Source organism: Marinobacter sp. BW6, assembly GCF_008107725.1.
GTDB lineage: Bacteria > Pseudomonadota > Gammaproteobacteria > Pseudomonadales > Oleiphilaceae > Marinobacter.
Map to the genome: position 1 here is coordinate 513,740 of NZ_VIRN01000037.1, position 22,636 is coordinate 536,375.

The 22,636-nt window shown below is 56.8% G+C and carries 16 protein-coding genes and 4 tRNA genes; 4 read left to right on the forward strand and 16 right to left on the reverse strand.

From position 1 onward, the window contains the following. Positions 1-9 precede the first annotated feature (9 nt). The gene (locus tag FMN52_RS03885; protein WP_148607390.1) at positions 10-975 is read right to left on the reverse strand and encodes a glucokinase; all 966 of its coding nucleotides are present in this window, start codon (positions 973-975) and stop codon (positions 10-12) included. Next, a complete protein-coding gene (gene edd / locus FMN52_RS03890; protein WP_148607391.1) occupies positions 972-2,792 on the reverse strand; it encodes a phosphogluconate dehydratase in 1,821 nt (606 codons plus the stop codon). Before edd ends, FMN52_RS03885 begins: the two co-directional genes overlap by 4 nt. Positions 2,793-2,959: 167 nt before the next feature. Here edd and gap point away from each other — a divergent pair, with 167 nt between their 5' ends. Further along, complete coding sequence (gene gap, locus FMN52_RS03895) at positions 2,960-3,964, forward strand: type I glyceraldehyde-3-phosphate dehydrogenase (protein ID WP_148607392.1); 1,005 nt, start codon at positions 2,960-2,962, stop codon at positions 3,962-3,964. Between the two features lie 68 nt (positions 3,965-4,032). Then, positions 4,033-5,481: a pyruvate kinase gene (gene pyk / locus FMN52_RS03900; protein WP_148607393.1), complete on the forward strand. Its 1,449-nt coding sequence runs from the start codon at positions 4,033-4,035 to the stop codon at positions 5,479-5,481. Between the two features lie 205 nt (positions 5,482-5,686). Here the strand turns inward: pyk and FMN52_RS03905 are convergent, their stop codons facing one another. From FMN52_RS03905 to zwf, 3 genes are read right to left on the reverse strand one after another with little or no spacing between them, the layout of a single operon-like run. After that, entirely contained in the window at positions 5,687-6,334 is a 648-nt protein-coding gene (locus FMN52_RS03905) for a bifunctional 4-hydroxy-2-oxoglutarate aldolase/2-dehydro-3-deoxy-phosphogluconate aldolase (protein ID WP_148607394.1), read from the reverse strand. A gap of 29 nt (positions 6,335-6,363) precedes the next feature. Then, complete coding sequence (gene pgl / locus FMN52_RS03910) at positions 6,364-7,077, reverse strand: 6-phosphogluconolactonase (RefSeq protein WP_148607465.1); 714 nt, start codon at positions 7,075-7,077, stop codon at positions 6,364-6,366. After that, complete coding sequence (gene zwf / locus FMN52_RS03915; protein WP_148607395.1) at positions 7,070-8,545, reverse strand: glucose-6-phosphate dehydrogenase; 1,476 nt, start codon at positions 8,543-8,545, stop codon at positions 7,070-7,072. Before zwf ends, pgl begins: the two co-directional genes overlap by 8 nt. Before the next feature lie 211 nt (positions 8,546-8,756). On the opposite strand from zwf, the gene FMN52_RS03920 reads away from it, so the two are divergent. Further along, the gene (locus FMN52_RS03920; RefSeq protein WP_088827870.1) at positions 8,757-9,629 is read left to right on the forward strand and encodes a MurR/RpiR family transcriptional regulator; all 873 of its coding nucleotides are present in this window, start codon (positions 8,757-8,759) and stop codon (positions 9,627-9,629) included. 111 nt (positions 9,630-9,740) lie between these two features. Here FMN52_RS03920 and FMN52_RS03925 read toward each other — a convergent pair whose 3' ends face one another. The 10 genes from FMN52_RS03925 to FMN52_RS03970 form a co-directional block, all read right to left on the reverse strand. Beyond that, positions 9,741-11,585, reverse strand: a complete 1,845-nt coding sequence (locus FMN52_RS03925; RefSeq protein WP_148607396.1) for a SurA N-terminal domain-containing protein — start codon at positions 11,583-11,585, stop codon at positions 9,741-9,743. Between the two features lie 156 nt (positions 11,586-11,741). Further along, positions 11,742-12,014, reverse strand: coding sequence for an HU family DNA-binding protein (locus FMN52_RS03930; RefSeq protein ID WP_008174603.1), 273 nt, complete (start codon positions 12,012-12,014; stop codon positions 11,742-11,744). Between the two features lie 238 nt (positions 12,015-12,252). Further along, positions 12,253-14,670, reverse strand: a complete 2,418-nt coding sequence (gene lon, locus FMN52_RS03935) for an endopeptidase La (protein ID WP_148607397.1) — start codon at positions 14,668-14,670, stop codon at positions 12,253-12,255. Between the two features lie 161 nt (positions 14,671-14,831). Beyond that, a complete protein-coding gene (gene clpX, locus FMN52_RS03940) occupies positions 14,832-16,115 on the reverse strand; it encodes an ATP-dependent Clp protease ATP-binding subunit ClpX (protein WP_104322847.1) in 1,284 nt (427 codons plus the stop codon). Positions 16,116-16,191: 76 nt separating this feature from the next. Further along, complete coding sequence (gene clpP, locus FMN52_RS03945) at positions 16,192-16,827, reverse strand: ATP-dependent Clp endopeptidase proteolytic subunit ClpP (RefSeq protein WP_039882061.1); 636 nt, start codon at positions 16,825-16,827, stop codon at positions 16,192-16,194. A 172-nt stretch (positions 16,828-16,999) separates the two neighbouring features. Then, positions 17,000-18,304 (reverse strand): trigger factor, encoded by a 1,305-nt coding sequence (gene tig / locus FMN52_RS03950; RefSeq protein ID WP_148607398.1) that lies wholly within the window; start codon positions 18,302-18,304, stop codon positions 17,000-17,002. A 311-nt stretch (positions 18,305-18,615) separates the two neighbouring features. Continuing rightward, positions 18,616-18,700: transfer RNA gene (locus tag FMN52_RS03955), tRNA-Leu, on the reverse strand. Positions 18,701-18,838: 138 nt separating this feature from the next. Beyond that, a tRNA-His gene (locus tag FMN52_RS03960) sits at positions 18,839-18,914 on the reverse strand. A gap of 86 nt (positions 18,915-19,000) precedes the next feature. Next, a tRNA-Arg gene (locus tag FMN52_RS03965) sits at positions 19,001-19,077 on the reverse strand. Between the two features lie 32 nt (positions 19,078-19,109). Beyond that, a tRNA-Pro gene (locus FMN52_RS03970) sits at positions 19,110-19,186 on the reverse strand. A gap of 233 nt (positions 19,187-19,419) precedes the next feature. Here FMN52_RS03970 and folD point away from each other — a divergent pair. Beyond that, positions 19,420-20,277 carry a bifunctional methylenetetrahydrofolate dehydrogenase/methenyltetrahydrofolate cyclohydrolase FolD gene (gene folD / locus FMN52_RS03975; RefSeq protein WP_148607399.1) on the forward strand — a complete coding sequence of 286 codons (858 nt, stop codon included), beginning with the start codon at positions 19,420-19,422 and terminating at the stop codon, positions 20,275-20,277. Positions 20,278-20,362: 85 nt separating this feature from the next. Here folD and FMN52_RS03980 read toward each other — a convergent pair whose 3' ends face one another. Next, positions 20,363-22,543: a malate synthase G gene (locus tag FMN52_RS03980; RefSeq protein ID WP_148607400.1), complete on the reverse strand. Its 2,181-nt coding sequence runs from the start codon at positions 22,541-22,543 to the stop codon at positions 20,363-20,365. Positions 22,544-22,636 lie beyond the last annotated feature (93 nt).

The following is a 22,636-nucleotide window of genomic DNA, read 5'->3' on the forward strand; positions in this document are numbered from 1 at the left end:
AAGCCGCTGTTATACCTCTGGATTACCCAATGCCTCAGCAGCCCCCAGCAGACCGGTGTATGGCTCAGTGACCACGTAAACCGGAGTAAATTCCAGCAGCGGCCGCATTCTTCCTTTATCTTCAAAGCCGTTACGGAACGGGCTTTCCAGAAAAAACTCGAGGAAGCGCGGCAGGATTCCGCCGCAAAGGTAAACCCCGCCGGTGCTCCCGAGGGTTAGAACCCCGTTGCCGGCTACCCGGCCCAGGATTTCACAGAAGTGGCGGAGCGTGTGATGAGCCAGGCTATCGGTGTCTCCTACCGCCGCTGCGGTGATTTTCTCGGGCGCGTCCAGCGGCGCAGCCAAGCCCTGAATCTCTGCGTGGGCCTGATACAAGTTCAGCAAGCCCTGGCCACACAAAATCCTTTCTACCGACACCCGTCCAAAACGGGCCTTTAAAATCCGCAGCACGTCCATTTCGGCATCGTCCGTGGGAGCGAAATCCACGTGGCCACCCTCGGTCATTAACGGCACCCAGCCATGCTCAATGGGCACCAGGCCTGAAACACCGAGCCCGGTGCCAGGCCCCATAACCAGTCGGGGGCGACGGCTGTCACCGGGGCCGCCGCAAACATGCACCAGATGGTCGTCCGCAACGTGAGGAACGCCGAGGGCCATGGCGGTAAAATCATTGATCACCTTGAACCTGGACCAGCCAAACTGTACCCGGACTTCTTCGGTATCAAAACGCCAGTGGTTGTTGGTCATCCGAACCTGGGTACCGCGAACCGGCGAGGCAACTGCCAGGCAGGCCCCATCCACCTCCGCAACCCCAACCCGAGCCAGGTAATCCCGCACGGCACCATCAAGATTCGTGTATTCCCCGCAGGGGAGAATCTCGATGGCCCGGGGCTGCACACTGCCCTGCTCTACCAGGGCGAAACGCGCGTTGGTGCCGCCAATATCGCCGACCAGTGAATACTGTGCTGCTGTCATGCCTCATGATTCCAGAAAAAGCTGGCCCCTTCCTCGGGATTGCTGGAAGCGCGACGCATCCAGCCAAACAACTCCCGACCGTAGCCGTGATGATACCCGGTCAGGTCGGCTTTTTCAGATTCCCGGCCGGCGAACTCCTGTTCATCCACGCGGATGGCAAGAACACCGTTTTCGGCATCCAGACAGACCGGATCACCATTCTTGACCTTCGCCAGGGGACCGCCATCCAGTGCCTCCGGGTACACATGGATCGCCGCGGGTACCTTGCCCGACGCGCCGGACATACGACCATCGGTCACCAGGCCCACCTTGAACCCGCGATCCTGCAACACGCCAAGGTAGGGGGTGAGCTTATGCAGTTCCGGCATGCCATTACTCTTGGGCCCCTGGAAACGCACGATCACAATGCAATCCCTGTCCAGGTCGCCAGCCTCAAAGGCTGCCTTGAGTTCGTTCTGGTCGTTAAACACCACGGCCGGTGCTTCAACTTTTCGATGTTCCGGGGCAACGGCAGAAACCTTGATGACGCCACGACCAAGATTGCCATCAAGCACCCTCAGCCCCCCATCCGGTGCAAACGGTTCCGCGACCGGGCTGAGTACATCCGGGCGAAGGCTTTTTTCCGGCGCCGGCTTCCACACCAGCTTCTCATCCACCAACTCCGGCATCTCGGTGTAGCGCTCCAGACCATAGCCAACCACCGTGTTCACGTCATTGTGCAGGTACCCACCGCTCAGCAGCTCTCTGATCAGAAACGGGGTCCCGCCGGCCTCGTGGAAGGCATTCACGTCCTCCTGGCCGTTGGGGTAGATCCGGGTCATGGACGGAACCACAGAGGAAAGCTCGGCATAGTCGTTCCAGTCGATAATGATCCCCGCGGCACGGGCAATCGCGATCCAGTGGATGGTGTGATTGGTGGAGCCACCGGTAACCAGCAGCGCCACCAGAGCATTGACGATGCTCTTTTCATCCACCATGTCGCCAAGACCAAGCTCGCCACCGTGAGGCTTGGACAGCTTGATCACCTGCTCGGTCGCGGCCCGGGTGAGCTCTTCGCGCAGCGGTGTATTGGGGTTTACAAAAGCCGACCCCGGCATATGCAGCCCCATGACTTCCACCAACAGCTGGTTGCTGTTGGCAGTGCCATAAAACGTGCAGGTGCCCGGGCTGTGATAGGACTTGCTCTCGGCCTCTAGCAGTTCCTCTTTGCCAACCTTGCCCTCGGCGTAAAGCTGGCGAATCCGCTGTTTTTCCTTGTTCGGCAGTCCTGAAGGCATCGGGCCTGCCGGAACCAGAATGGTAGGGAGATAGCCGAAGCTCAGCGAGCCGATAAGAAGCCCCGGCACAATCTTGTCGCAAATCCCCAGAAGCAGCGTGGCATCGAACATGTTGTGACTCAGGGCCACGGCAGTACTCATTGCGATGGTGTCCCGGGAAAACAGGCTCAGCTCCATACCCGGCTGGCCCTGGGTTACGCCGTCGCACATGGCGGGCGTGCCACCGGCCACCTGAGCCACGGACCCCATCCCCCGGGCAGCTTCCCGGATAAGATCCGGGAACTTTTCGTAGGGTTGGTGGGCCGAAAGCATATCGTTATAGGCCGTTACCATTGCCACGTTGGCCTTGTTCATGAACTTCAGTGTGTCCTTGTCGCCCTGATTACAGGCCGCGAAACCGTGGGCCAGATTGCCACAGGACAGAGAACTCCGATGCGGGGATTGGGCTTTGAGCGCATTCATGCGATCCAGGTAGTCCTGCCGCGTTGAGCGACTGCGCTCGATAATTCTCTGGGTAACCTTGTCGACGGTTGGGTGCATCGTGGGCTCCATTGCATAAATTATTGGAGTGATCGTTTTTAGACGTAATTTTACTTTCTTTTTTTGGTATTTCCACCGTTAAATCGTTCATTTATTCTTTTTTTGTTGTTATATTTACTACATTAAGAGGTTGAACGAACAAAAACGACCACTCAAGGAGTCAGACGATGACGATTCGTATCGCAATCAACGGTTTTGGCCGCATTGGTCGCAATGTCCTCAGAGCATTGTATGAAAATAACTACCGGAGCCAGCTCCAGGTTGTTGCCATCAACGACCTTGGCGACGCCGAAACCAACGCTCATTTGCTCAAGTATGACAGCGTTCACGGCCGATTTGCTGCCGACGTTAGCCACGACGCCGAATCCCTGACCGTGAACGGCGACCGCATTGCCATCACTGCACTGCACAACCCCGAAGAACTGCCCTGGAAAGACCACCGTGTTGATGTTGTTTTCGAGTGTACCGGACTCTTTACCAAACGCGACAAGGCGGCGGCACACCTGAAAGCCGGCGCTCGCAAGGTTATCATCTCGGCACCCAGCCCCGACGCGGATGCCATGATTGTCTACGGTGTGAACCACGAAACCCTGACTGCCGAAAACGACATCATTTCCAACGCGTCCTGCACAACGAACTGTCTGGCACCGGTTGTTGAAGCCCTGCACAGAGCCATTGGTATCGAGAGTGGCCTGATGACTACCATCCACTCCTACACCAACGATCAGAAACTGAGCGACGTTTACCATTCCGATCTCTATCGGGCACGCTCTGCCACCCAGTCGATGATTCCAACCAAGACCGGCGCTGCCGCCGCCATTGGGAAGGTCATTCCGGAGCTTGACGGCAAACTCGACGGCCTTGCGGTTCGGGTACCCACTATCAACGTTTCACTGGTAGATTTCGGCTTTATTGCAAGCCGGGAAACAACAGCCGACGAGGTAAACGAAGCGGTTAAAGCGGCCGCCGAGAAAAACCCGGTTCTCGGCTATAATGTCGAGAAACTGGTCAGCGTGGACTTCAATCACAATGCGCTCTCCAGTATCTATGACGCCAACCACACACGGGTTCTGGGCCGTCACGTAAAAGTCATGGCCTGGTACGACAATGAATGGGGCTTCTCGAACCGCATGCTGGATAATGCCCTCGCCCTGATCAAGGCCGACCAGTAAATCTGGCCGTTCCGGATTATTCCGCTACTCTGTTCGAGACCATTTTGAAGAACCAAAGGACACCAACCATGCTCAGGCGTACCAAGATTGTCGCCACCCTCGGCCCCGCTACCGACTCTCCGGAATCCCTTGCGGCCATCATTGCCGCCGGTGTAGATGTCACCCGACTTAACTTTTCCCACGGCAGTGCCGAAGAGCACATAGGGCGAGCCCGCCGCGTTCGCGAAGCGGCAGCATCCCAGGGCCGGTTCGTCGCACTGCTGGCCGATTTGCAGGGCCCCAAGCTCCGCATCGCACGGTTTTCGGAAAACAAGGTCACCCTCAAGGCAGGCCAGACATTTATCCTGGACGCCGCCATGGACAAGGAAGCGGGTACTGAAGAAAGTGTCGGCATCGATTACGAGCAACTGATAGAGGATGTGGAACCGGGCGACATTCTGGTTCTCGATGATGGCCGCATAGAGATGGAAGTTCAGTCGGTCAGTGACCACAGCATCACCTCCACCGTTCTGATCGGCGGCCCGCTCTCAAATAACAAGGGCCTGAACAAGCGCGGCGGCGGCCTGTCCGCTGAAGCACTGACGGAAAAGGACAAGCAGGACATCGTGACGGCCGCCAAACTGGGCGCGGATTACGTGGCGGTCTCTTTTGTCCGCACCGCCGAGGATATGCACATTGCCCGGCGCCTGCTGAAAGAGGCAGGCTCTGACGCAGGCCTGGTCGCGAAAATCGAACGGGCGGAACTTGCCGACGATGTGGAAGCCCTGGACGCCGTAATCGAAGCATCCGATGCCGTGATGGTTGCCCGTGGCGATCTGGCCGTGGAAATCGGCGACGCCCAGTTGGTTGGCGTACAGAAGCACATCATCTCCCGTGCCCGCGTTCTTAACCGTGCGGTGATCACGGCCACGCAGATGATGGAGTCGATGATCACCAGCCCGATGCCGACGCGAGCCGAAGTCTCAGACGTTGCCAACGCGGTCATGGACTACACCGATGCGGTGATGCTCTCTGCCGAAACCGCTGTGGGTGATTACCCGAAGGAGGCCGTGGAAGCCATGGTGCGGATCTGCCTTGGTGCAGAGAAGCATCCGTCCATGCATCAGTCCAAGCACCGGATTCACGAGAGCATGGAAGCGGTGGACGAGGCCATTGCCCTGTCGGCCATGTACGCGGCCAATCACCTTGAGGGTGTCTCGGCCATTATCTGCATGACCGAAACCGGCGCCACGCCGAGGCTGATGTCCCGTATCAAGTCGAGCCTGCCGATCTTTGCGTTCTCACGCCATCACTCCACCCAGCACAGGGTTGTGCTGTTCCGGGGCGTTCAGACCGTTCCGTTCGATTCTGCCAAGATTCCGAACGAGCGGACCAATGCGTTGGCGGTGTCGGAGCTGGTGAATCGCGAGGCGGTCAAGGATGGTGATCTGGTGGTGATTACCAAGGGTGACTATGTGAATGCCCAGGGTGGAACCAATACCATGAAGATTGTTCGCGTTGGATCGGATATTCGCTGATTATTTCTTCCCGATTAGCCCGCCGTCGGCGGTGGAAGACCTTGTAGCCTGAGGGTCTTGTGCCGGGCGGCAGTGGGGTTCCCGTTTCCAAAAACCGCTACGAGCACATCCATGTGCGCTTGGCTGTGCTCGTAGCGTTTCCCGGAAGCCCCGCCTCGAAGCGCGCAAACTCCAAAAGCTTCAGGCTACGGGAACAGAACCGAAGTCAAAGATCAGCCAAACTCCCCTGCGCAATCTCGGTAATCTGCGCCCAGTCTTTAGCCGCGACCACATCTGCAGGGGTCAACCAGGTGCCACCAACGGCCTGGACGTTGCCGAGGGCCAGGTAGTCGGCTGCGGTGTTTCGGCGGATGCCGCCTGTGGGGCAGAAGGTGACGTCCGGGAACGGCCCGCTGAAGGCTTTGAGGGCGGGGATGCCGCCGGCGACTTCGGCGGGGAAGAATTTGAATTCGCGGTAGCCGAGATTGTAGCCGACCATCAGTTCAGAGATAGTGGCAATGCCCGGCAACAGTGGAGCTTCGGAGGTTACGCCGAACTCCAGGATGGCCTCAGTCACGCCCGGGGTGATAACAAACTGGGCGCCAGCGGCTTCCACCTGGCGGTACTGGTCAATGCTCGTGACAGTACCCGCACCGACCCAGGCGTCCGGGATGGCTTTTCGGACTTTTTCGATAGCTTTGAGGCCGTGCTCGGTGCGCAAGGTGATTTCCAGGACGTTGATGCCGCCATCAACCAATGCCTGACAAAGCGGCACGGCGTCGTCGAGTTCATTGATTGCGATAACAGGCACCAGGGGAGAGGATTGCAGTACTGCCCTGACGCGCTCGCGATGGTAATCGGAAAGTTGGTTCATGGTTTTCTCCATAACAAAGGTCAGGCGTTTCAGGGGCTCCAGAACACCTGGAGGCCAGGCTTCAGGAAAGCTCTGATAGGCATTTCGAGCACCTTGTCCGGTTCGGACATGGCCCGCTCGAGCGTCTGCAGCTTGTCCTCGCCCTTGAGATGCAAGGCGGTGAAGCGGGCATCTCTCAGGGGTGGCCAGGTCAGGGTAATGCGCTTCTGGGGTTGCGATGCAGGTGTGGCAGCCGCAACGATTTCCTGACATTCGGGATCCATGGCGCTCTCCAGTTCAGGTGCGTCCGGGAACAGCGACGCCGTATGGCCGTCATTGCCCATGCCCAGAATCAGCACGTCGATGGGCAGAGCCAGATCCGCCAATTCGGCCTTCACTCGCTCAAGACCCTCTGAGGGTGTCGCACCAGGCTGTTTGAGCGACAGGAATCGGGCCGACGCGGCGTTGTCCTGCAACAGGTTTTCCCGAACCAGACGGGTATTGCTGGCGTCGTCGTTCTCTTCCACCCAACGCTCATCCGCCAGCAGAACGTCTACCCTGCCCCATTCCAGATCCTTGCCCGAGAGCGCCTTGAAAAATGGCAGCGGCGTAGAGCCTCCGGATACCACGAGGCTCGCCCTGGGCGCCTCTCTCAGGCGGACAGCCAGGAACTCGGCGACCGCATCCGCAAGATTCAAGGCCACGCTCTCGGGCGTTTCTCCTGAACGGTCGCTGACCCCCTCTGGCAAGCGAAGATCAGACATCTTCATACCAGCTCCTCCCGTCCCGGGTAATCATGGCAATGGAGGCAACTGGCCCCCAGGTTCCGGAGGCGTAGCGCTTGGGTGGTTCGCCGCTGTCTTTCCAGTTCTGGATAACCTGGTCTACCCAGCGCCAGGCATATTCCACCTCATCCCGGCGGACAAACAGGTACTGGTTGCCCTTCATCACCTCCCACAGCAGACGCTCATAGGCGTCGGGAATACGGTCAGTAGCGAAAGTCTCCGAAAAAGTCAGCTCCAGCGGGCCCTGGCGCAGGCGCATGCCCTTGTCGAGGCCCTGGTCCTTGGTGAGAATCTTCAGGGCCATGCCCTCATCTGGCTGAAGACGGATGATCAGCTTGTTGTTGGCCAGGTGCTTCTGGTCCGGATCAAAGATGTAGTGGGGTGCCGGCTTGAAGTGAATGATAATCTGCGACAGCTTTTCGGGCAGGCGTTTGCCGGTTCGGATGTAAAACGGAACACCGGACCAGCGCCAGTTGTCGATCTCGGCCTTGAGTGCAACAAAGGTTTCAGTGGCACTGCCTTTGTTCGCCCCCTCTTCTTCGAGGTAACCGGGAACCGGTTTGCCGTTGCTGGTGCCGGCGGTGTACTGGCCACGCACAACGTAGCTGTCCATCATGTCCGGAGTAATCTGCTTCAACGCCTTGAGCACTTTTACCTTTTCATCACGAATGCTATCCGCGGACAGATCCGAAGGGGGGTCCATGGCGATCAGGCACAGTAGCTGCAACAGATGGTTCTGGATCATGTCGCGAATCTGGCCGGCCTTGTCGAAATAACCCCACCGGCCCTCAATGCCAACACTTTCAGCAACGGTAATTTCCACGTGTGAGATGTGGTTCTGGTCCCACTGGGAGGCAAACAGGTTATTCGCAAAACGCAGAGCGATCAGGTTCTGGACCGTTTCTTTGCCAAGGTAATGATCAATCCGGAATAGCTGGTTCTCGTTGTAGACCTCGCCCAGCTCGTCGTTGATCACCTTCGACGACTCCAGATCGTGACCGATCGGTTTCTCTACCACCACCCGAGTCTTTTCGGTACAGCAACTCGCGGAACGCAGGTTCCGGGCTATGACGCCATACATGGACGGCGGGGTTGCCATATAAACAATAAGCTGATTATTGGCGTCATCACGCCACTCGTTGAGCACACCGAAAGCGTCGGGTTCGTTAAAATTCAGAATCTGGTAATCAACCCGCTTCAGAAAGGACTTGGCCAGCTCGGCATCAAACTCTTCCGGCTTTACATGCTGCTTCAGCCTGTCAAACAACTGCTGGCGCACGGTCTCGGTATCGGCCTCTGTGCGGGCAATGGCAAGCACCCGGCTGCCATCGGCCAGGAGGTTGGCGCGCTCCAGCTGGTACAGCGCCGGAAACAGTTTTCGCTGGGCAAGGTCACCCAGCGCTCCGAATAGCATCAGGTCACAACGGGTATTGATCTTGTTGACCATTGGTTACTTCTCTCTGGTGGGCAGTCCGTCGCAAAAACCCGACGACAGGACTCAATGTAGTAATTTTAAACAAATAATGACATCCAAAAATCCATTTTCCAAGAAAAAACTGCGCTTCTTGACACTTTTACTACCCCAAAACCGGTAAAAAAGCGGTATAATCACCGCGTTTTCAAGACAACGACCGCCCATGATTCAGGGAGTACCATTGATGGCCGCGAACCAGGCGCACCGTGACGACAATCTGCTTGAGGACATCCAGTCCAGACTGGAGACCCTTAACAAATCCGAGCGGAAAGTGGCCGAGGCCATCCTCCGCGATCCAAGTGCAGCCACCCGTTACAGCATAGCTGCCCTGGCCCGAGCCGCCGACGTCAGCGAACCCACAGTCAACCGTTTCTGCCGTGGCTTTTCAGCCACAGGCTTTCCGGATTTCAAGATACGCCTGGCACAGAGCATTGCCACCGGCACCCCGTATATCGGACAGAACGTAGAGCCGGACGACACCGTTGCCGAATTCGCCGACAAGATCATGCTCAGTACCATTGCCAGCCTGGATAAGGCACGGCAGGCGCTCGACCCGAAAGCCCTGGCCACCGCGATCGATTACCTGATCCAGGCCAAGCAGATCAACTTCTTTGGTATGGGCGGCTCTGCTGCTGTCGCGATGGACGCCCAGCACAAGTTTTTCCGCTTCAATATCCCGGTCATGTCTTACGACGACGCCCTGATGCAACGCATGGTTGCGGCCGGCGCCAACGTGGGAGATGTCATCGTGCTCATCTCCTATACAGGCCGCACCCGGGAAACCGTGGATATCGCGCAACTGGCGCGTGCCAATGGTGCTACTGTGATTGGCATTACCAATCCCGACTCCCCCCTGGCAGAGAGCTGCACGGTGGTGCTAGGCGTCACCGCTCCGGAGGACACCGAGGTCTATATGCCAATGTCGTCACGCATCATTCACTTGAGCGTTATCGACATCCTGGCAACCGGCGTAACCCTGAAACGCGGCGCGGACTTCCTCGGGCACCTCAAGAAGATCAAGGAAAGCCTCAAACCCACCCGTTTTCCACCGAGCTGATACTGACAGTCACAGCAGACTGATAAGTCAGATACAAAAAAGCCCGGGCGAACGCACCGGGCTTTCTGTCTTTACTAGGCAACGATTGCCGCCCCCTATCCTGTTTACCAGTTACGGTCTCTCGACTTCCGCCCGGTTCCTCAGGAACTGCTGGTAAGCGGCGTACTCACGCTGCCCCTCAAGCGATGCCAGGAACTCACGGAGCTGGTTCAGCTCAGTGCCTTCTTCCCCGACCTGGCCGTCCATGACCTCGTCCAGCGCAATCACAGCGGCTGAATTGGCCGTAACAGCCTTGCCGAAGCGGGCGTCATCCGACGGACGTGGCAGGGAAAAGACCTGTTGTAGAATGGCAGGCCCTACCTCTGAGGAATTCCTGGCCAGGCCCTCATAGCTCGACCATTCACCAACATCCTCAGGACTCTCGTCCGCCTCAAGGTCGGCAACAATCGTCTCAGCCCTTTCCGCAAGTGCTTCCCTTGTCTTGCGCTGCTCAAGCGTCGCACGAATCTGATCACGAACCTCGTCCAATGGCAGCTTCTCGGCCTCATGGTACTCACGAACCCGCGCGACAACCGACACGTTATCACCGACATCAATCAACTCGGTATTGTAGCCGGCCTCCAGGACATCTTCGGAGAACAGTTGCCGAACCAGACCAGCATGATCAAACGGGGCCTGGCCGCCGTCGCGGGTAATGCCAATGGCCTCGCGCACCTCAAGCCCGAGCTCTTCCGCGGGGCCGGCCAGATCATCGGCCGAATAAGCTGAGTCGGCAAGCTCGGCACGAACTTCTGCAAAACGCTCACGGGCCTGTTCACGGGCAAGCTCACGTCGTAGCTGCGCTTCCATTTCGGCCAGGGAGGGTACGTCTGATTCCCTCACATCTTCCAGGCGGATCAAATGGACACCGAACGACGTGCGAACGGGCTCGGATATCTCGCCTTTCTCGAGGGCAAATAAAGCCTCCTCAAAGGCTTCCGCGTAGATACCACGGCCGGCGTAACCCAGATCGCCGCCCTCCTCGGCAGAGACCGTATCAATGGAATATTCCCGGGCCAGGTCGGCAAAGGATTCACCGGCCGACAGGCGCTCCTGGATAGCGGCCATGGTTTCGTCCGCGTCACTGCCCTCTTCTATCAGGATATGGGAGGCGCGACGCTCCTCGCTTGCCAAATCAGCCGAACGCTGGTCGTAATAGGCCTGAAGCTCCGCATCGTCAATTTCAATGCTCTCGGCGAGCGCGCCAAGCGACAGGGTGATGTAGGCAGCATCAACCCGTTCCGGCTGCTGGAACGCCCCGGAATTCTCCTCATAAAAAGCTTCAACGTCCGCGTCAGTAACTGAGACGGTATCCGCCACTGCGCTGGCCGGAATATTCAGCACCCGGAAGCTCCGGGTCTGGTTCTGGATCTGGAGCAGCTGCCGGGCGTTTTCATCCGCCACCAGGCCACTCTGAACGATGCCTGCACGGATCTGGTTGACGACATACTGCTTACGCATGGCTTCGCGGAATTCGCCTACACCCATGCCCATATTGCGGACCGTGGAAACGAAACGGTCACGGTTGAACTGGCCATCCACCTGGAACTGTGGCATCTGGGTAATCAACGCGTCGATATCAGCATCATTGAGCTCGAGACCCTGGGCATTGGCATCCTGGATCAGGACCTGTTCCTGGATCAGGGAATCCAGAACATCTGTCCGAATCTGATCTTCATTAAGCATGGAAGGATCGGGTGTTTCCATTCTGGATAGCCGGCGCTGACTTTCCATCTGGACCACGCGGAGAAACTCCCGCTCGGTAATATCCTCGCCATTAACCGTTGCCACCTCAGGCTCGCCGGAGAATCCGCCAACAATGGCGTCCATTCCCCAGATGGATAGCGACACAATCAGCAGACCAATGATGATCTTTGCAATCGTGCCCTGGGCATTTTCCCGAATATCTTGAAGCATGTTTCTCCCGGATCCCTGTTCAAGGTCGTGCAGTGTTATTCGTTTCAGCGTGCTGTTACGGGCGGACTTAACGTAAAAAGGCGCACCCGGTTTGGAATGCGCCTTGAATTCTTCTTGGGTGGCTCCCTTTGACAGAAGCCACCGGAGAAAGAACCGTTACTTAACGGCGTCTTTCAGGGCCTTGCCTGCTTTGAACCCAGGCACTTTGGAGGCCGGGATCTTGATCTCGGCACCAGTCTGCGGGTTACGACCGGTACGAGCAGCACGCTCTTTAACGGAGAAGGTACCAAAACCGATCAGAGTTACCTGATCGCCTTTTTTCAGGGCACCGGTGATAGAGTTGGTCATTGCGTCCAGAGCACGGCCAGCGGCGGCTTTGGAGATATCTGCGGACTCTGCAATTGCATCGATAAGTTCGGACTTGTTCACACTAAACCCCTTCGATTTCAGGTTGAAGATGTTATAGGTTGGTTTGTTTTTTCTCGGACGTTCTCGACTATCGCATAAGCGGTCAGAGAATTCCATTCTTCAGTTTTCTTATTCCTTTCGGCTTTATACCGGCATTCGGAATAGGCACTAACTGCGCGGGAGCCCTTGGTATTGGCTGCTTCACGGCGAAACAGTTATACCAATGGGCTCTCTGGCATGTCAACAACTCATCAAGGCTTTAATGTGTATTTATGCGTTCTGACGCGTCACCTTCTTCATCACGCGGCTTGCCTGACCCGGTTTCCGGGGCTGAATCGTCGGCCCTGGGCTCGGGCGGATAAGCCAGTGCAATATCCAGGACTTCGTCAATCCACTTGACCGGGCAAATCTCCAGCGATTCCTTGATATTTTCGGGTATCTCCTTGAGATCCCTGACATTCTCATCCGGAATAATCACCGTCTTGATGCCACCACGATGCGCTGCCAGGAGCTTTTCCTTCAACCCGCCAATGGCCAGCACACGCCCACGCAGGGTAATCTCGCCGGTCATTGCGACGTCGGCGCGAACCGGAATCTTGGTCAGTGAAGAAACCAGCGCTGTACACATGCCGATACCAGCACTCGGCCCATCTTTCGGTGTTGCACCCTCCGGTACGTGGACGTGCAGATCGTGCTTTTCGTGGAAATCATCCGCAATACCCAGACCGGGTGCGCGGCTGCGTACCACCGTCAACGCTGTCTGGATGGACTCCTGCATGACGTCACCCAGCGAACCAGTCTTGACCACCCGGCCCTTGCCCGGTGTGAGCGCGCATTCAATGTGCAAAAGTTCGCCGCCGACCTGCGTCCAAGCCAGGCCCGTCACCTGGCCAATCTCATTCTTTTCCTCGGCCAGGCCGTACTTGAACTTCTTGACCCCCGAGTAGTCCTCAAGCATGTCCTGCGCGAGGGTCACAGAGGCCTTCTCGCCGCTCTCCACATGGTCGCGTACCACCTTGCGGCAGATCTTGGCGATCTCGCGTTCCAGGCCACGAACACCGGCTTCACGAGTGTAGTAGCGGATAAGATCCCGGAGGGTATCTTCCGGCAGCTTCAACTCGTCCTTGCGCAGCCCGTTTGCCTTGATCTGCTTGGGCAACAAATACCGCAGGGCAATGTTGACCTTCTCGTCCTCGGTGTACCCGGGAATCCGGATGATTTCCATCCGGTCCAGCAGCGCCGGCGGAATGTCCATGGAGTTGGAGGTGCACACGAACATCACATCGGAGAGATCGTAATCCACCTCCAGGTAATGATCGTTGAACGTGTGATTCTGCTCCGGATCCAGAACCTCAAGCAGGGCTGAGGCCGGATCGCCACGGTGATCCATTCCCATCTTGTCGATTTCGTCAAAGAGGAACAGCGGGTTTTTCACGCCTACCTTGGACAGCTTCTGCAGAAGCTTGCCTGGCAGCGCACCGATGTAGGTTTTGCGGTGACCGCGGATTTCAGCTTCATCACGCACGCCACCCAAAGCCATGCGGGTGTATTTCCGGTTGGTAGCACGGGCGATGGACTGTCCGAGCGATGTTTTACCAACACCGGGAGGGCCAACCAGGCAGAGCACAGGACCTTTGACCTTCTTCACACGGCTCTGAACCGCGAGGTACTCCAGAATGCGTTTCTTGACCTCATCCAGGCCGTAATGATCCCTGTCGAGGATTTCACGGGCTTTCTCAATGTCGTGACGGACGCGGCTGCGTTTCTTCCAGGGAATGGCAAGCATCCAGTCAATGTAGCCACGCACTACGGTCGCCTCCGCTGACATCGGAGACATCATCTTGAGCTTGTTCAGTTCCGTTTCTGTCTTCTTCCGGGCTTCTTCCGGCAGACCCGCTTCTTCCAGCTTCTGCTCAAGCTCCTCGAAGTCGTTATTGCCTTCACCCAGGTTACCCATTTCCTTCTGGATAGCCTTCATCTGTTCGTTAAGATAGTACTCGCGCTGACTGCGCTCCATCTGCTTCTTCACGCGGCCACGAATGCGTTTCTCAACCTCGATCAGGTCGATTTCACCATCCAGCTTGCCCAGCAGCAGGTCCACGCGCTTGCGGATATCCAGTGCTTCAAGGAGTTCCTGCTTTTCAGGAATGCGCATTTCCAGATGCGCGGCCATGGTATCGGCCAGGCGTTCAAGTTCCTCAATGCCGGTAAGCGCATTGGAAACCTCTGAGGGGACCTTCTTGGAGAGCTTCACGTACTTCTCAAACTCATCCATCAAGGTTTTTACCAGAACCTCCTGCTCGCGCTCAGGCAGACCTTCTTCATCCATGAGGACAGCACCACCGGACAGGTACTCACCCTCGGCAATGTCGCTTATGGTTGCTCGGGCGTTACCTTCAACCAGCACTTTTACGGTGCCATCGGGCAAGCGAAGCATTTGCAGGACCGTGGCCAGAGTGCCCATCTCGAATACGTCCTGGGGGCCCGGCTCATCAGTGGAAGCGTCTTTCTGGGCAACCAGGAGGATTTCCTTGCTTCCTTCCATTGCGGCTTCCAGAGCCTGAATGGATTTTTCACGGCCCACGAACAGCGGGACCACCATGTGCGGAAACACCACTACGTCACGCAGCGGGAGCAGCGGGTATTCTTGCACGGCATTTTCGGGTATACGGGTCATTGGGAATCCTCTGACGGTATTTACTTCAGCATATCACCCTTCATTGGGGCGCCCGCAAAAATTGCAATATTTTTACCAAACGAAACAGGGCAGGAATATCGGGATACAAAACGCGAAAAGGGGCGTCGCCGCCCCTTTTCATTTCAGCCGTTGAACCGGGTTCAATCCTCGGGCACAGCCTTGGCGTGATCGCTGCTCGCGTAGATCTTGAAGGGCTCGGAATCCCCACTGATCACGCTCTCGTCGATCACAACTTTGGTCACGTCATGCTCAGAAGGAATCTGATACATAGTGTCCAGCAGCGTCGCCTCCATAATGGAGCGCAAACCACGGGCGCCAGTCTTGCGCTCCATGGCCTTACGGGCAACTGCCCGCAGTGCGTCTTCCCGGAAATCGAGCTCGACCCCTTCCATATCAAACAGTTTCTGATACTGCTTGGTGAGAGAGTTCTTGGGCTCGGTCAGGATCTGCACCAACGCTTCCTCATCCAGCTCGTTGAGGGTTGCCACTACCGGCAAACGACCCACGAACTCCGGGATCAGACCGTATTTGACCAGGTCTTCGGTCTCTACGTCCTTGATGACATCACCCGTGTTCTTGGCGTCGTCCTGGCTGGCCACAGAAGCAGAGAAACCAATACTGTTCTTTTCCGTACGCTCGCGAATCACCTTATCCAGACCGGCAAACGCACCACCGCAGATAAACAGCATATTGCCGGTATCAACCTGCAGGAACTCCTGCTGCGGATGCTTTCGGCCACCTTGTGGCGGGACCGAGGCAACGGTACCTTCAATCAGTTTCAGCAATGCCTGCTGAACACCCTCGCCGGAAACGTCCCGGGTAATGGAGGGGTTGTCAGACTTGCGCGAAATCTTGTCAATTTCATCTATGTAGACGATGCCCCGCTGGGCCTTGTCGACATCGTAATCGCACTTCTGAAGCAGCTTCTGGATGATGTTCTCTACATCCTCGCCCACGTAACCGGCTTCGGTCAGCGTGGTGGCGTCCGCAATGGTAAAGGGCACGTTCAGCATGCGCGCGAGGGTCTCTGCGAGCAGCGTTTTACCGCTGCCGGTGGGGCCGATCAGCAGGATGTTACTCTTGCCGAGCTCAACATCACCCTTGCCTTCACCGTACCGAAGACGCTTGTAGTGGTTGTAGACCGCAACCGACAGCACCACCTTGGCGCGATCCTGGCCAATGACGTATTCATCGAGAGTGATGCGGATCTCGGCCGGTGTAGGAAGGCGATCACTCGGCTCTTCCTGCGCATTCTCCTGGATTTCTTCCCGGATAATGTCGTTGCACAGGTCGACGCACTCGTCGCAGATGAACACCGAGGGCCCTGCAATGAGCTTTCGGACTTCATGCTGGCTCTTTCCACAAAACGAGCAGTAGAGCAACTTGCCATTATCGTCGCCTCTGCCGTTTCTTTCATCTGCCATTGAAATACCTCTGATCTCGTTTTGCCGGCGTCACTGCCTGATACGCCGGCCAAGTATGATGCGATTACTTCCAGTATTATTTATTCGGTACGCGCTTATCAAGTATTGAATCAATCAGCCCATACTCTTTCGCCTGAGCCGGATCCATGAAGTTGTCACGGTCCGTATCCTTGGCGATCGTCTCCAGATCCTGACCAGTGTGGTGGGCCAGGATGGAATTCAGGGTGTGCCGGATCTTCAGAATTTCACGGGTGTGAATCTCGATATCCGTTGCCTGCCCCTGGTAACCACCCAGCGGCTGATGAATCATCACGCGGGAGTTCGGCAGACACGCCCGCTTACCGGCAGCACCACCAGCAAGCAGGAAGGCTCCCATGCTGGCCGCCTGGCCTACACACAAGGTCGCAACGTCCGGCTTGATGAACTGCATGGTGTCGTAGATGGACATGCCTGCCGTTACCGAGCCACCCGGGCTGTTGATGTACAAGTGAATATCCTTGTCCGGATTTTCAGACTCCAGGAACAGGAGCTGGGCCACGATGAGGTTCGCCATGTGGTCCTCGACCGGGCCCACCATGAAGATCACCCGCTCTTTGAGCAGACGGGAATAAATGTCGAACGACCGTTCGCCGCGAGCTGTCTGCTCGATAACAATCGGTACCAGTCCGGAATTGGTAACCATTGCGGGACCATCGATTGGTTTCTGCGTCATGATGCGCCTGAACTCCTTATGGACAATGGGTCGTGGACTCGCGCCACGGCAGTTTCAATAATGTTGCACCCCATACTTTGCCAGCAGCGGCCCCAGATGAAAACAGCCGGGCATGCCGGCTGTTCTCTGGGTCGGCCTTCGGGACCGGCCTTTAACCCGATCCCGGGCAAAATCAGCGCTGGGGCTGACCGGCCTGAACGGCCTCTTCGTACTTGACCTTTTTCTCTTTGACCTTGGCCTGTTCCAGCACATGGTCAACAACGGCGTCTTCCAAAACTGAAGACTCAATCTGGGACTTCTGCTCCGGGTTGCTGTTGAAGTGCGCAACAACTTCTTCAGGCTGTTCATACGTAGACGCGATTTCCTGGATCTTTTCGTCCACCTTCTCCGGGTCTGCCTTCAGGTCGTTCTTCTTGACCACTTCCTGGAACAGCAGGCCGGTCTTCACGCGACGCTCAGCCTGCTCCTGGAAAATTTCTTTCGGCAGCTGCTGGAAATCAACCTGGCCACCGAAACGCTGAACGGCATCCTGGCGCAGGCGATCGATTTCCTGGTCAACCAGAGCAGCAGGAATATCCAGCTCGGTGGTTTCCAGCAGTCCGTCAACAACGTCGTTCTTGACCTTGTTGGAAACCGCCTGCTTCAGCTCACGCTCCATGTTCTTTTTAACTTCTTCACGGAAGGTCGCTTCGTCTTCGGCATCGATACCGAATTTCTTGAAGAATTCGGTGTCGAGCTCGGGCAGCTGGGGCTCTTCAACCTTGTGAATCTTGATCTCGAACTTGGCCGGCTTCCCTGCCAGGTCCTCGTTGTGGTAATCCTCCGGGAAGGTAACCTCAATCTCCATGTCCTCGCCGGCCTTACCACCAACGATTGCCTTCTCGAAGCCAGGAATCATCTGACCGGAACCCAGGGTCAAACGGTGCTCTTCAGCGGCTCCGCCCTCAAACTCCTCGCCGTCGATAAAGCCCTTGAAATCAATGGTCAACACGTCCTTGTTCTTGGACTTGCGCTTGACTTCTTTCATGGTGGCCTGCTGACGACGCAGGTTGTCGATCATGTTGTCGACGTCTTTATCGGTAATGTCGGAGGTCAGCTTTTCAACAGAGATCTTGCTCAGATCGCCCAGCTCGATTTCTGGCAGTACCTCGAAGATGGCGACGAATTCGAGATCCTTGCCCTCTTCCATGGTCTTAGGCTCAAACTTCGGCCAACCTGCCGGATTGATATCCTGTTCCTGCAGTGCCTTGATGTAGTTGTCGCGCATAACCTCGCCGACAATTTCCTGACGGACGCTGTCACCGAAACGACGCTTGACCACGCTCATGGGCACCTTACCCGGACGGAAACCGTTAAGGCGCACGGTACGCGCGGTTTCCTGCAGGCGTTTCTGGACCGCCTGGTCGATTTCTTGGGCGGGCACACCAATCGTCATGCGACGCTCGATGTTGGAGGTCGTTTCAACAGACACTTGCATGGAAGATCCTCAAATTACAGGTTCAGTATGTGAATGAATTTAAAATAAAAGTCCGTTTCCGGGCGAACTCCCGCAAAAGGACCGAAAATTAAAAGGCGGTAGTTTATCACGGTTTGACCCGCCGAGAGAATCACCAGCTACAGACGGCATCGTTGGATTCTTATCACACCGCTTTATCATCCGAAAAAAGAGATGGGGACTAAAATCAAAAAAGAAAGGGGCGGAAACCCTCAATGCCCCAAGGCATGCTCTCGGACCCTTCCATTAGCCACAAAAAAACCCTCTCAGGGATACTGAGAGGGTTTTCGTATTGGTACCTCGGGAGGGACTTGAACCCCCACGCCTTGCGGCAACAGGACCTAAACCTATCGTGTCTACCAATTCCACCACCGAGGCTTTTAACCGGGATTCTAAACGTCTCGCTGAACAGACTCAACATCCAGCTTTACCGATTCCCATGCTTGTTCACGAAATATCGCAGGCTGACGCCGCCCTGAAATTCAACAGAGTCGCGAATCAAAACAAAGGGGAAAGTGGGGTGGACGAAGGGGATCGAACCCTCGACCGCAGGAGTCACAATCCTGAGCTCTACCAACTGAGCTACGTCCACCACATCAGGACATACCTTTCGGTATTTTCATAACATCAACTTTGCTGGTTACGGTCGCTCCGGCGCGGACCAAGCCAACGACTTGATGGCGCGCCCGGCAGGACTCGAACCTGCGACCACCCGCTTAGAAGGCGGGTGCTCTATCCAGCTGAGCTACGGGCGCTTGACCGTTCGCCCACCTGAACATTCAGAAAATGGTCGGGGTAGAGAGATTCGAACTCCCGACATCCTGCTCCCAAAGCAGGCGCGCTACCAGACTGCGCTATACCCCGTCTGAACTGAACAACAAGTGCTTCAGCAAAGTTGGCGCGCATATTACCGGCGCCGGAGGGTTCCGTCAACACGGATTTCCAAATTCCCTGAAACAACAGCTTCTTCAGTGACAAAGTACCTTGCCGAAAGTTCCTCCAAGCCCCGCCAGCTAACCGTCCAATTGGAGTTCCGATGGAAGCATGAGACAATGCCCGTCCTTCAATTTACCGATGCCCAACCGACAAGACGAGACATGACCGCCAAACTGATCAACGGAAAAGAAATTGCCGCAGAAGTAAGACAGCAGGTCGCCGCCGGGGTAGAAGCACGCACACAGCAGGGACTGCGCGTTCCCGGACTGGCCGTGGTGCTGGTCGGCAACGATCCCGCATCCCATGTGTACGTAGGCAACAAACGCAAGGCCTGCGACCAGGCAGGAATCCTCTCACTCTCATACGATCTGCCGGAAGACACTTCCCAGGAAGCCCTGGAAGCGCTGATCGATGAGCTGAATGAAAACCCCACTGTGGACGGAATACTGGTACAACTACCGCTGCCCGCTCATCTGGATGCAGACCCGATTCTGGTCAAGATTCGCCCGGACAAGGACGTTGATGGGTTCCACCCCTACAACATCGGTCGTCTGATGCAGCGCAAACCCACCCTGCGCCCCTGCACACCGGCCGGTATCATCACCCTGCTGGACAGCATCAAAACCCCTTACAAGGGCCAGCACGCCGTGATCGTGGGCGCGTCTAACATTGTCGGCCGCCCGATGAGCATGGAACTGCTCTTGAAAGGTGCCACGACAACCGTGTGTCATCGCTTCACACCGGATCTGGAGAAGTTTGTTCGGGAAGCCGATATCCTGGTAGCGGCTGTCGGCAAGCCTGGCCTGATCAAGGGAGACTGGGTAAAAACCGGAGCAACCGTGATCGACGTCGGCATCAACCGGATGGAAGACGGGAAACTGCACGGCGATGTGGATTTCACTGCCGCTTCTGAACGCGCCGCCTACATCACGCCGGTTCCCGGCGGTGTGGGACCAATGACCATCGCTACCCTGCTGCAGAATACCCTGTACGCCGCTGACGTGCTGCACAAGGACTGAATTCGACTTCTGTTGGATTACGGCTTCGCCTAATCCAACAAGCCACAAAAAACCCCGCCGAAGCGGGGTTTTTTATGCGCAGCGCTTACTGCCCGTACTTGGCTTTCGCCTTCAGACGGTAGGCGTGCAGCAGCGGCTCGGTGTAGCCGTTCGGCTGCTCGCGACCCTTGAGAACCAGATCCAGCGCTGCCTGGAAGGCGACGCTGTCATCGAAATTCCCGGCCATCGGGCGGTAGGCCGAATCACCAGCGTTCTGCTTGTCGACCACCGCAGCCATGCGCTTCATGGTTTCCATGATCTGCTCTTCCGAGCAGATACCATGATGCAGCCAGTTCGCTAGTAGCTGGGAGGCGATGCGCAGAGTCGCGCGGTCTTCCATCAGACCCACATCGTTGATGTCGGGCACCTTGGAACAGCCAACACCCTGGTCGATCCAGCGAACAACGTAACCGAGGATACCCTGGGCGTTGTTGTCCAGCTCCTGCTGGATGTCTTCAGCGCTCAAGGAAGCCGGATCGTCCATGACCGGTACCGTCAGGATGTCCTCCAGGGCTGCGCGGGTGCGGCTTTCCAGCTGCTTCTGGACATCAGCCACACTTACCTGGTGGTAATGCGTGGCGTGCAGTGTGGCCGCTGTGGGAGACGGAACCCACGCGGTGTTGGCGCCGGCCTTCGGATGGCCGATTTTCGCTTCCAGCATGCCGGCCATCAGATCAGGCATGGCCCACATGCCCTTACCGATCTGGGCAACGCCACGGAAACCGGTTTCCAGGCCAATGTCCACGTTCCACTGCTCGTAGGCATTGATCCAGGTCGCCTGCTTCATCGCACCCTTGCGGATGAACGGACCCAGCTCCATCGAGGTGTGGATCTCATCACCGGTGCGATCCAGGAAGCCGGTGTTGATAAACACAGCGCGCTCTTTGGCGGCGTGAATGCAGGACTTCAGGTTAACCGTGGTGCGGCGCTCCTCGTCCATGATGCCGACTTTCAGAGTGAAGCGCGGCATGCCAAGGGCATCTTCAACACGGCCGAAGAATTCGTTGGTGAAAGCAACCTCTTCCGGGCCGTGCATCTTCGGCTTCACGATGTACATGGAGCCTTTGGTGCTGTTCTGGAAGTTGCCACTGCCCTTCATGTCGTGAATGGCAATCAGCGAAGTGATCAGACCATCCATCAGACCTTCCGGAACTTCATTGCCGTCTTTCAGCAGGATAGCCGGATTGGTCATCAGGTGCCCGACGTTACGGATGAACATCAGGCTGCGCCCCTTCAGGCTGAGCTCGCTGCCGTCTGCCGCGGTGTAGGTGCGGTCAGCGTTCATCTTGCGGGTCAGCTGCTCGCCACCCTTTTCGAAGGTTTCCTGCAGGTCGCCCTTCATCAGGCCCAGCCAGTTACGGTAAGCCAGCGCCTTGTCGTCGGCGTCTACGGCGGCTACCGAATCTTCGCAGTCCATGATGGTGGTCAGCGCAGACTCCATCAGTACGTCTTTGACGTTGGCGCCGTCGTCTTTGCCAATCGGGTGACTGGCGTCAATCTGGATCTCGAAGTGCATGCCGTTCTTGACCAGCAGCACGCCGGTAGGCGCATCCGCGGCACCGGTGTAGCCAACAAAGCCGGCCTCGTCTTTCAGGCCAGTGGACTCGCCGTTCTGCAATTTGACGACCAGCTTGCCACCTTCAACCACATATTTGGCGGCGTCTTTGTGACTGCCAGACGCCAGCGGCGCTGAGCTGTCGAGGAGATTGCGGGCCCACTCGATGACCTTGGCACCGCGCACCGGGTTATAACCACGCCCTTTATCAGCGCCGTTTTCCTCTGAAATGGCATCGGTACCGTACAGGGCATCGTACAGGCTACCCCAGCGCGCGTTCGCCGCATTGAGGGCAAAGCGGGCATTCATGATCGGAACCACAAGCTGCGGGCCGGCCATGGTTGCCACTTCCGGATCGACATTCGAGGTGGAGATCTTGAACTCGGAAGGCTCGTCAACGAGGTAACCGATGTCTTTCAGGAAAGACTTGTACTCGGCCATATCGAGCTTCTGGCCCTTATGGTCCCGATTCCAGCTATCCATTTTTTCCTGGATAACATCACGCTTGGCCAGCAGCTCACGGTTGCGTGGCGCCAGCTCGTTCACGATCTTGTCAAATTCTGCCCAGAATTTATCGGCATCGATTCCGGTGCCCGGGATCGCTTCGTTGTTCACGAAATCATACAGATTCTTTGCGACCTGAATGCCGCCGACTTGTACGCGTTCTGTCATCGTTGTCTGCCTCAGTGGGTTACGTTTCCCGACTCCCCCTTCATCTTGAGGGGGCATTCTAATTTGAGCGCCGCATTGTAAGGGAAAATCCTT

Bases quoted from the DNA above. Each gene is read 5' to 3' on its own strand.
- FMN52_RS03885 (WP_148607390.1), bottom strand. From the start codon at position 975: ATGACAGCAGCACAGTATTCACTGGTCGGCGATATTGGCGGCACCAAC.
- edd (WP_148607391.1), bottom strand. From the start codon at position 2,792: ATGCACCCAACCGTCGACAAGGTTACCCAGAGAATTATCGAGCGCAGT.
- gap (WP_148607392.1), top strand. From the start codon at position 2,960: ATGACGATTCGTATCGCAATCAACGGTTTTGGCCGCATTGGTCGCAAT.
- pyk (WP_148607393.1), top strand. From the start codon at position 4,033: ATGCTCAGGCGTACCAAGATTGTCGCCACCCTCGGCCCCGCTACCGAC.
- FMN52_RS03905 (WP_148607394.1), bottom strand. From the start codon at position 6,334: ATGAACCAACTTTCCGATTACCATCGCGAGCGCGTCAGGGCAGTACTG.
- pgl (WP_148607465.1), bottom strand. From the start codon at position 7,077: ATGTCTGATCTTCGCTTGCCAGAGGGGGTCAGCGACCGTTCAGGAGAA.
- zwf (WP_148607395.1), bottom strand. From the start codon at position 8,545: ATGGTCAACAAGATCAATACCCGTTGTGACCTGATGCTATTCGGAGCG.
- FMN52_RS03920 (WP_088827870.1), top strand. From the start codon at position 8,757: ATGGCCGCGAACCAGGCGCACCGTGACGACAATCTGCTTGAGGACATC.
- FMN52_RS03925 (WP_148607396.1), bottom strand. From the start codon at position 11,585: ATGCTTCAAGATATTCGGGAAAATGCCCAGGGCACGATTGCAAAGATC.
- lon (WP_148607397.1), bottom strand. From the start codon at position 14,670: ATGACCCGTATACCCGAAAATGCCGTGCAAGAATACCCGCTGCTCCCG.
- clpX (WP_104322847.1), bottom strand. From the start codon at position 16,115: ATGGCAGATGAAAGAAACGGCAGAGGCGACGATAATGGCAAGTTGCTC.
- clpP (WP_039882061.1), bottom strand. From the start codon at position 16,827: ATGACGCAGAAACCAATCGATGGTCCCGCAATGGTTACCAATTCCGGA.
- tig (WP_148607398.1), bottom strand. From the start codon at position 18,304: ATGCAAGTGTCTGTTGAAACGACCTCCAACATCGAGCGTCGCATGACG.
- folD (WP_148607399.1), top strand. From the start codon at position 19,420: ATGACCGCCAAACTGATCAACGGAAAAGAAATTGCCGCAGAAGTAAGA.
- FMN52_RS03980 (WP_148607400.1), bottom strand. From the start codon at position 22,543: ATGACAGAACGCGTACAAGTCGGCGGCATTCAGGTCGCAAAGAATCTG.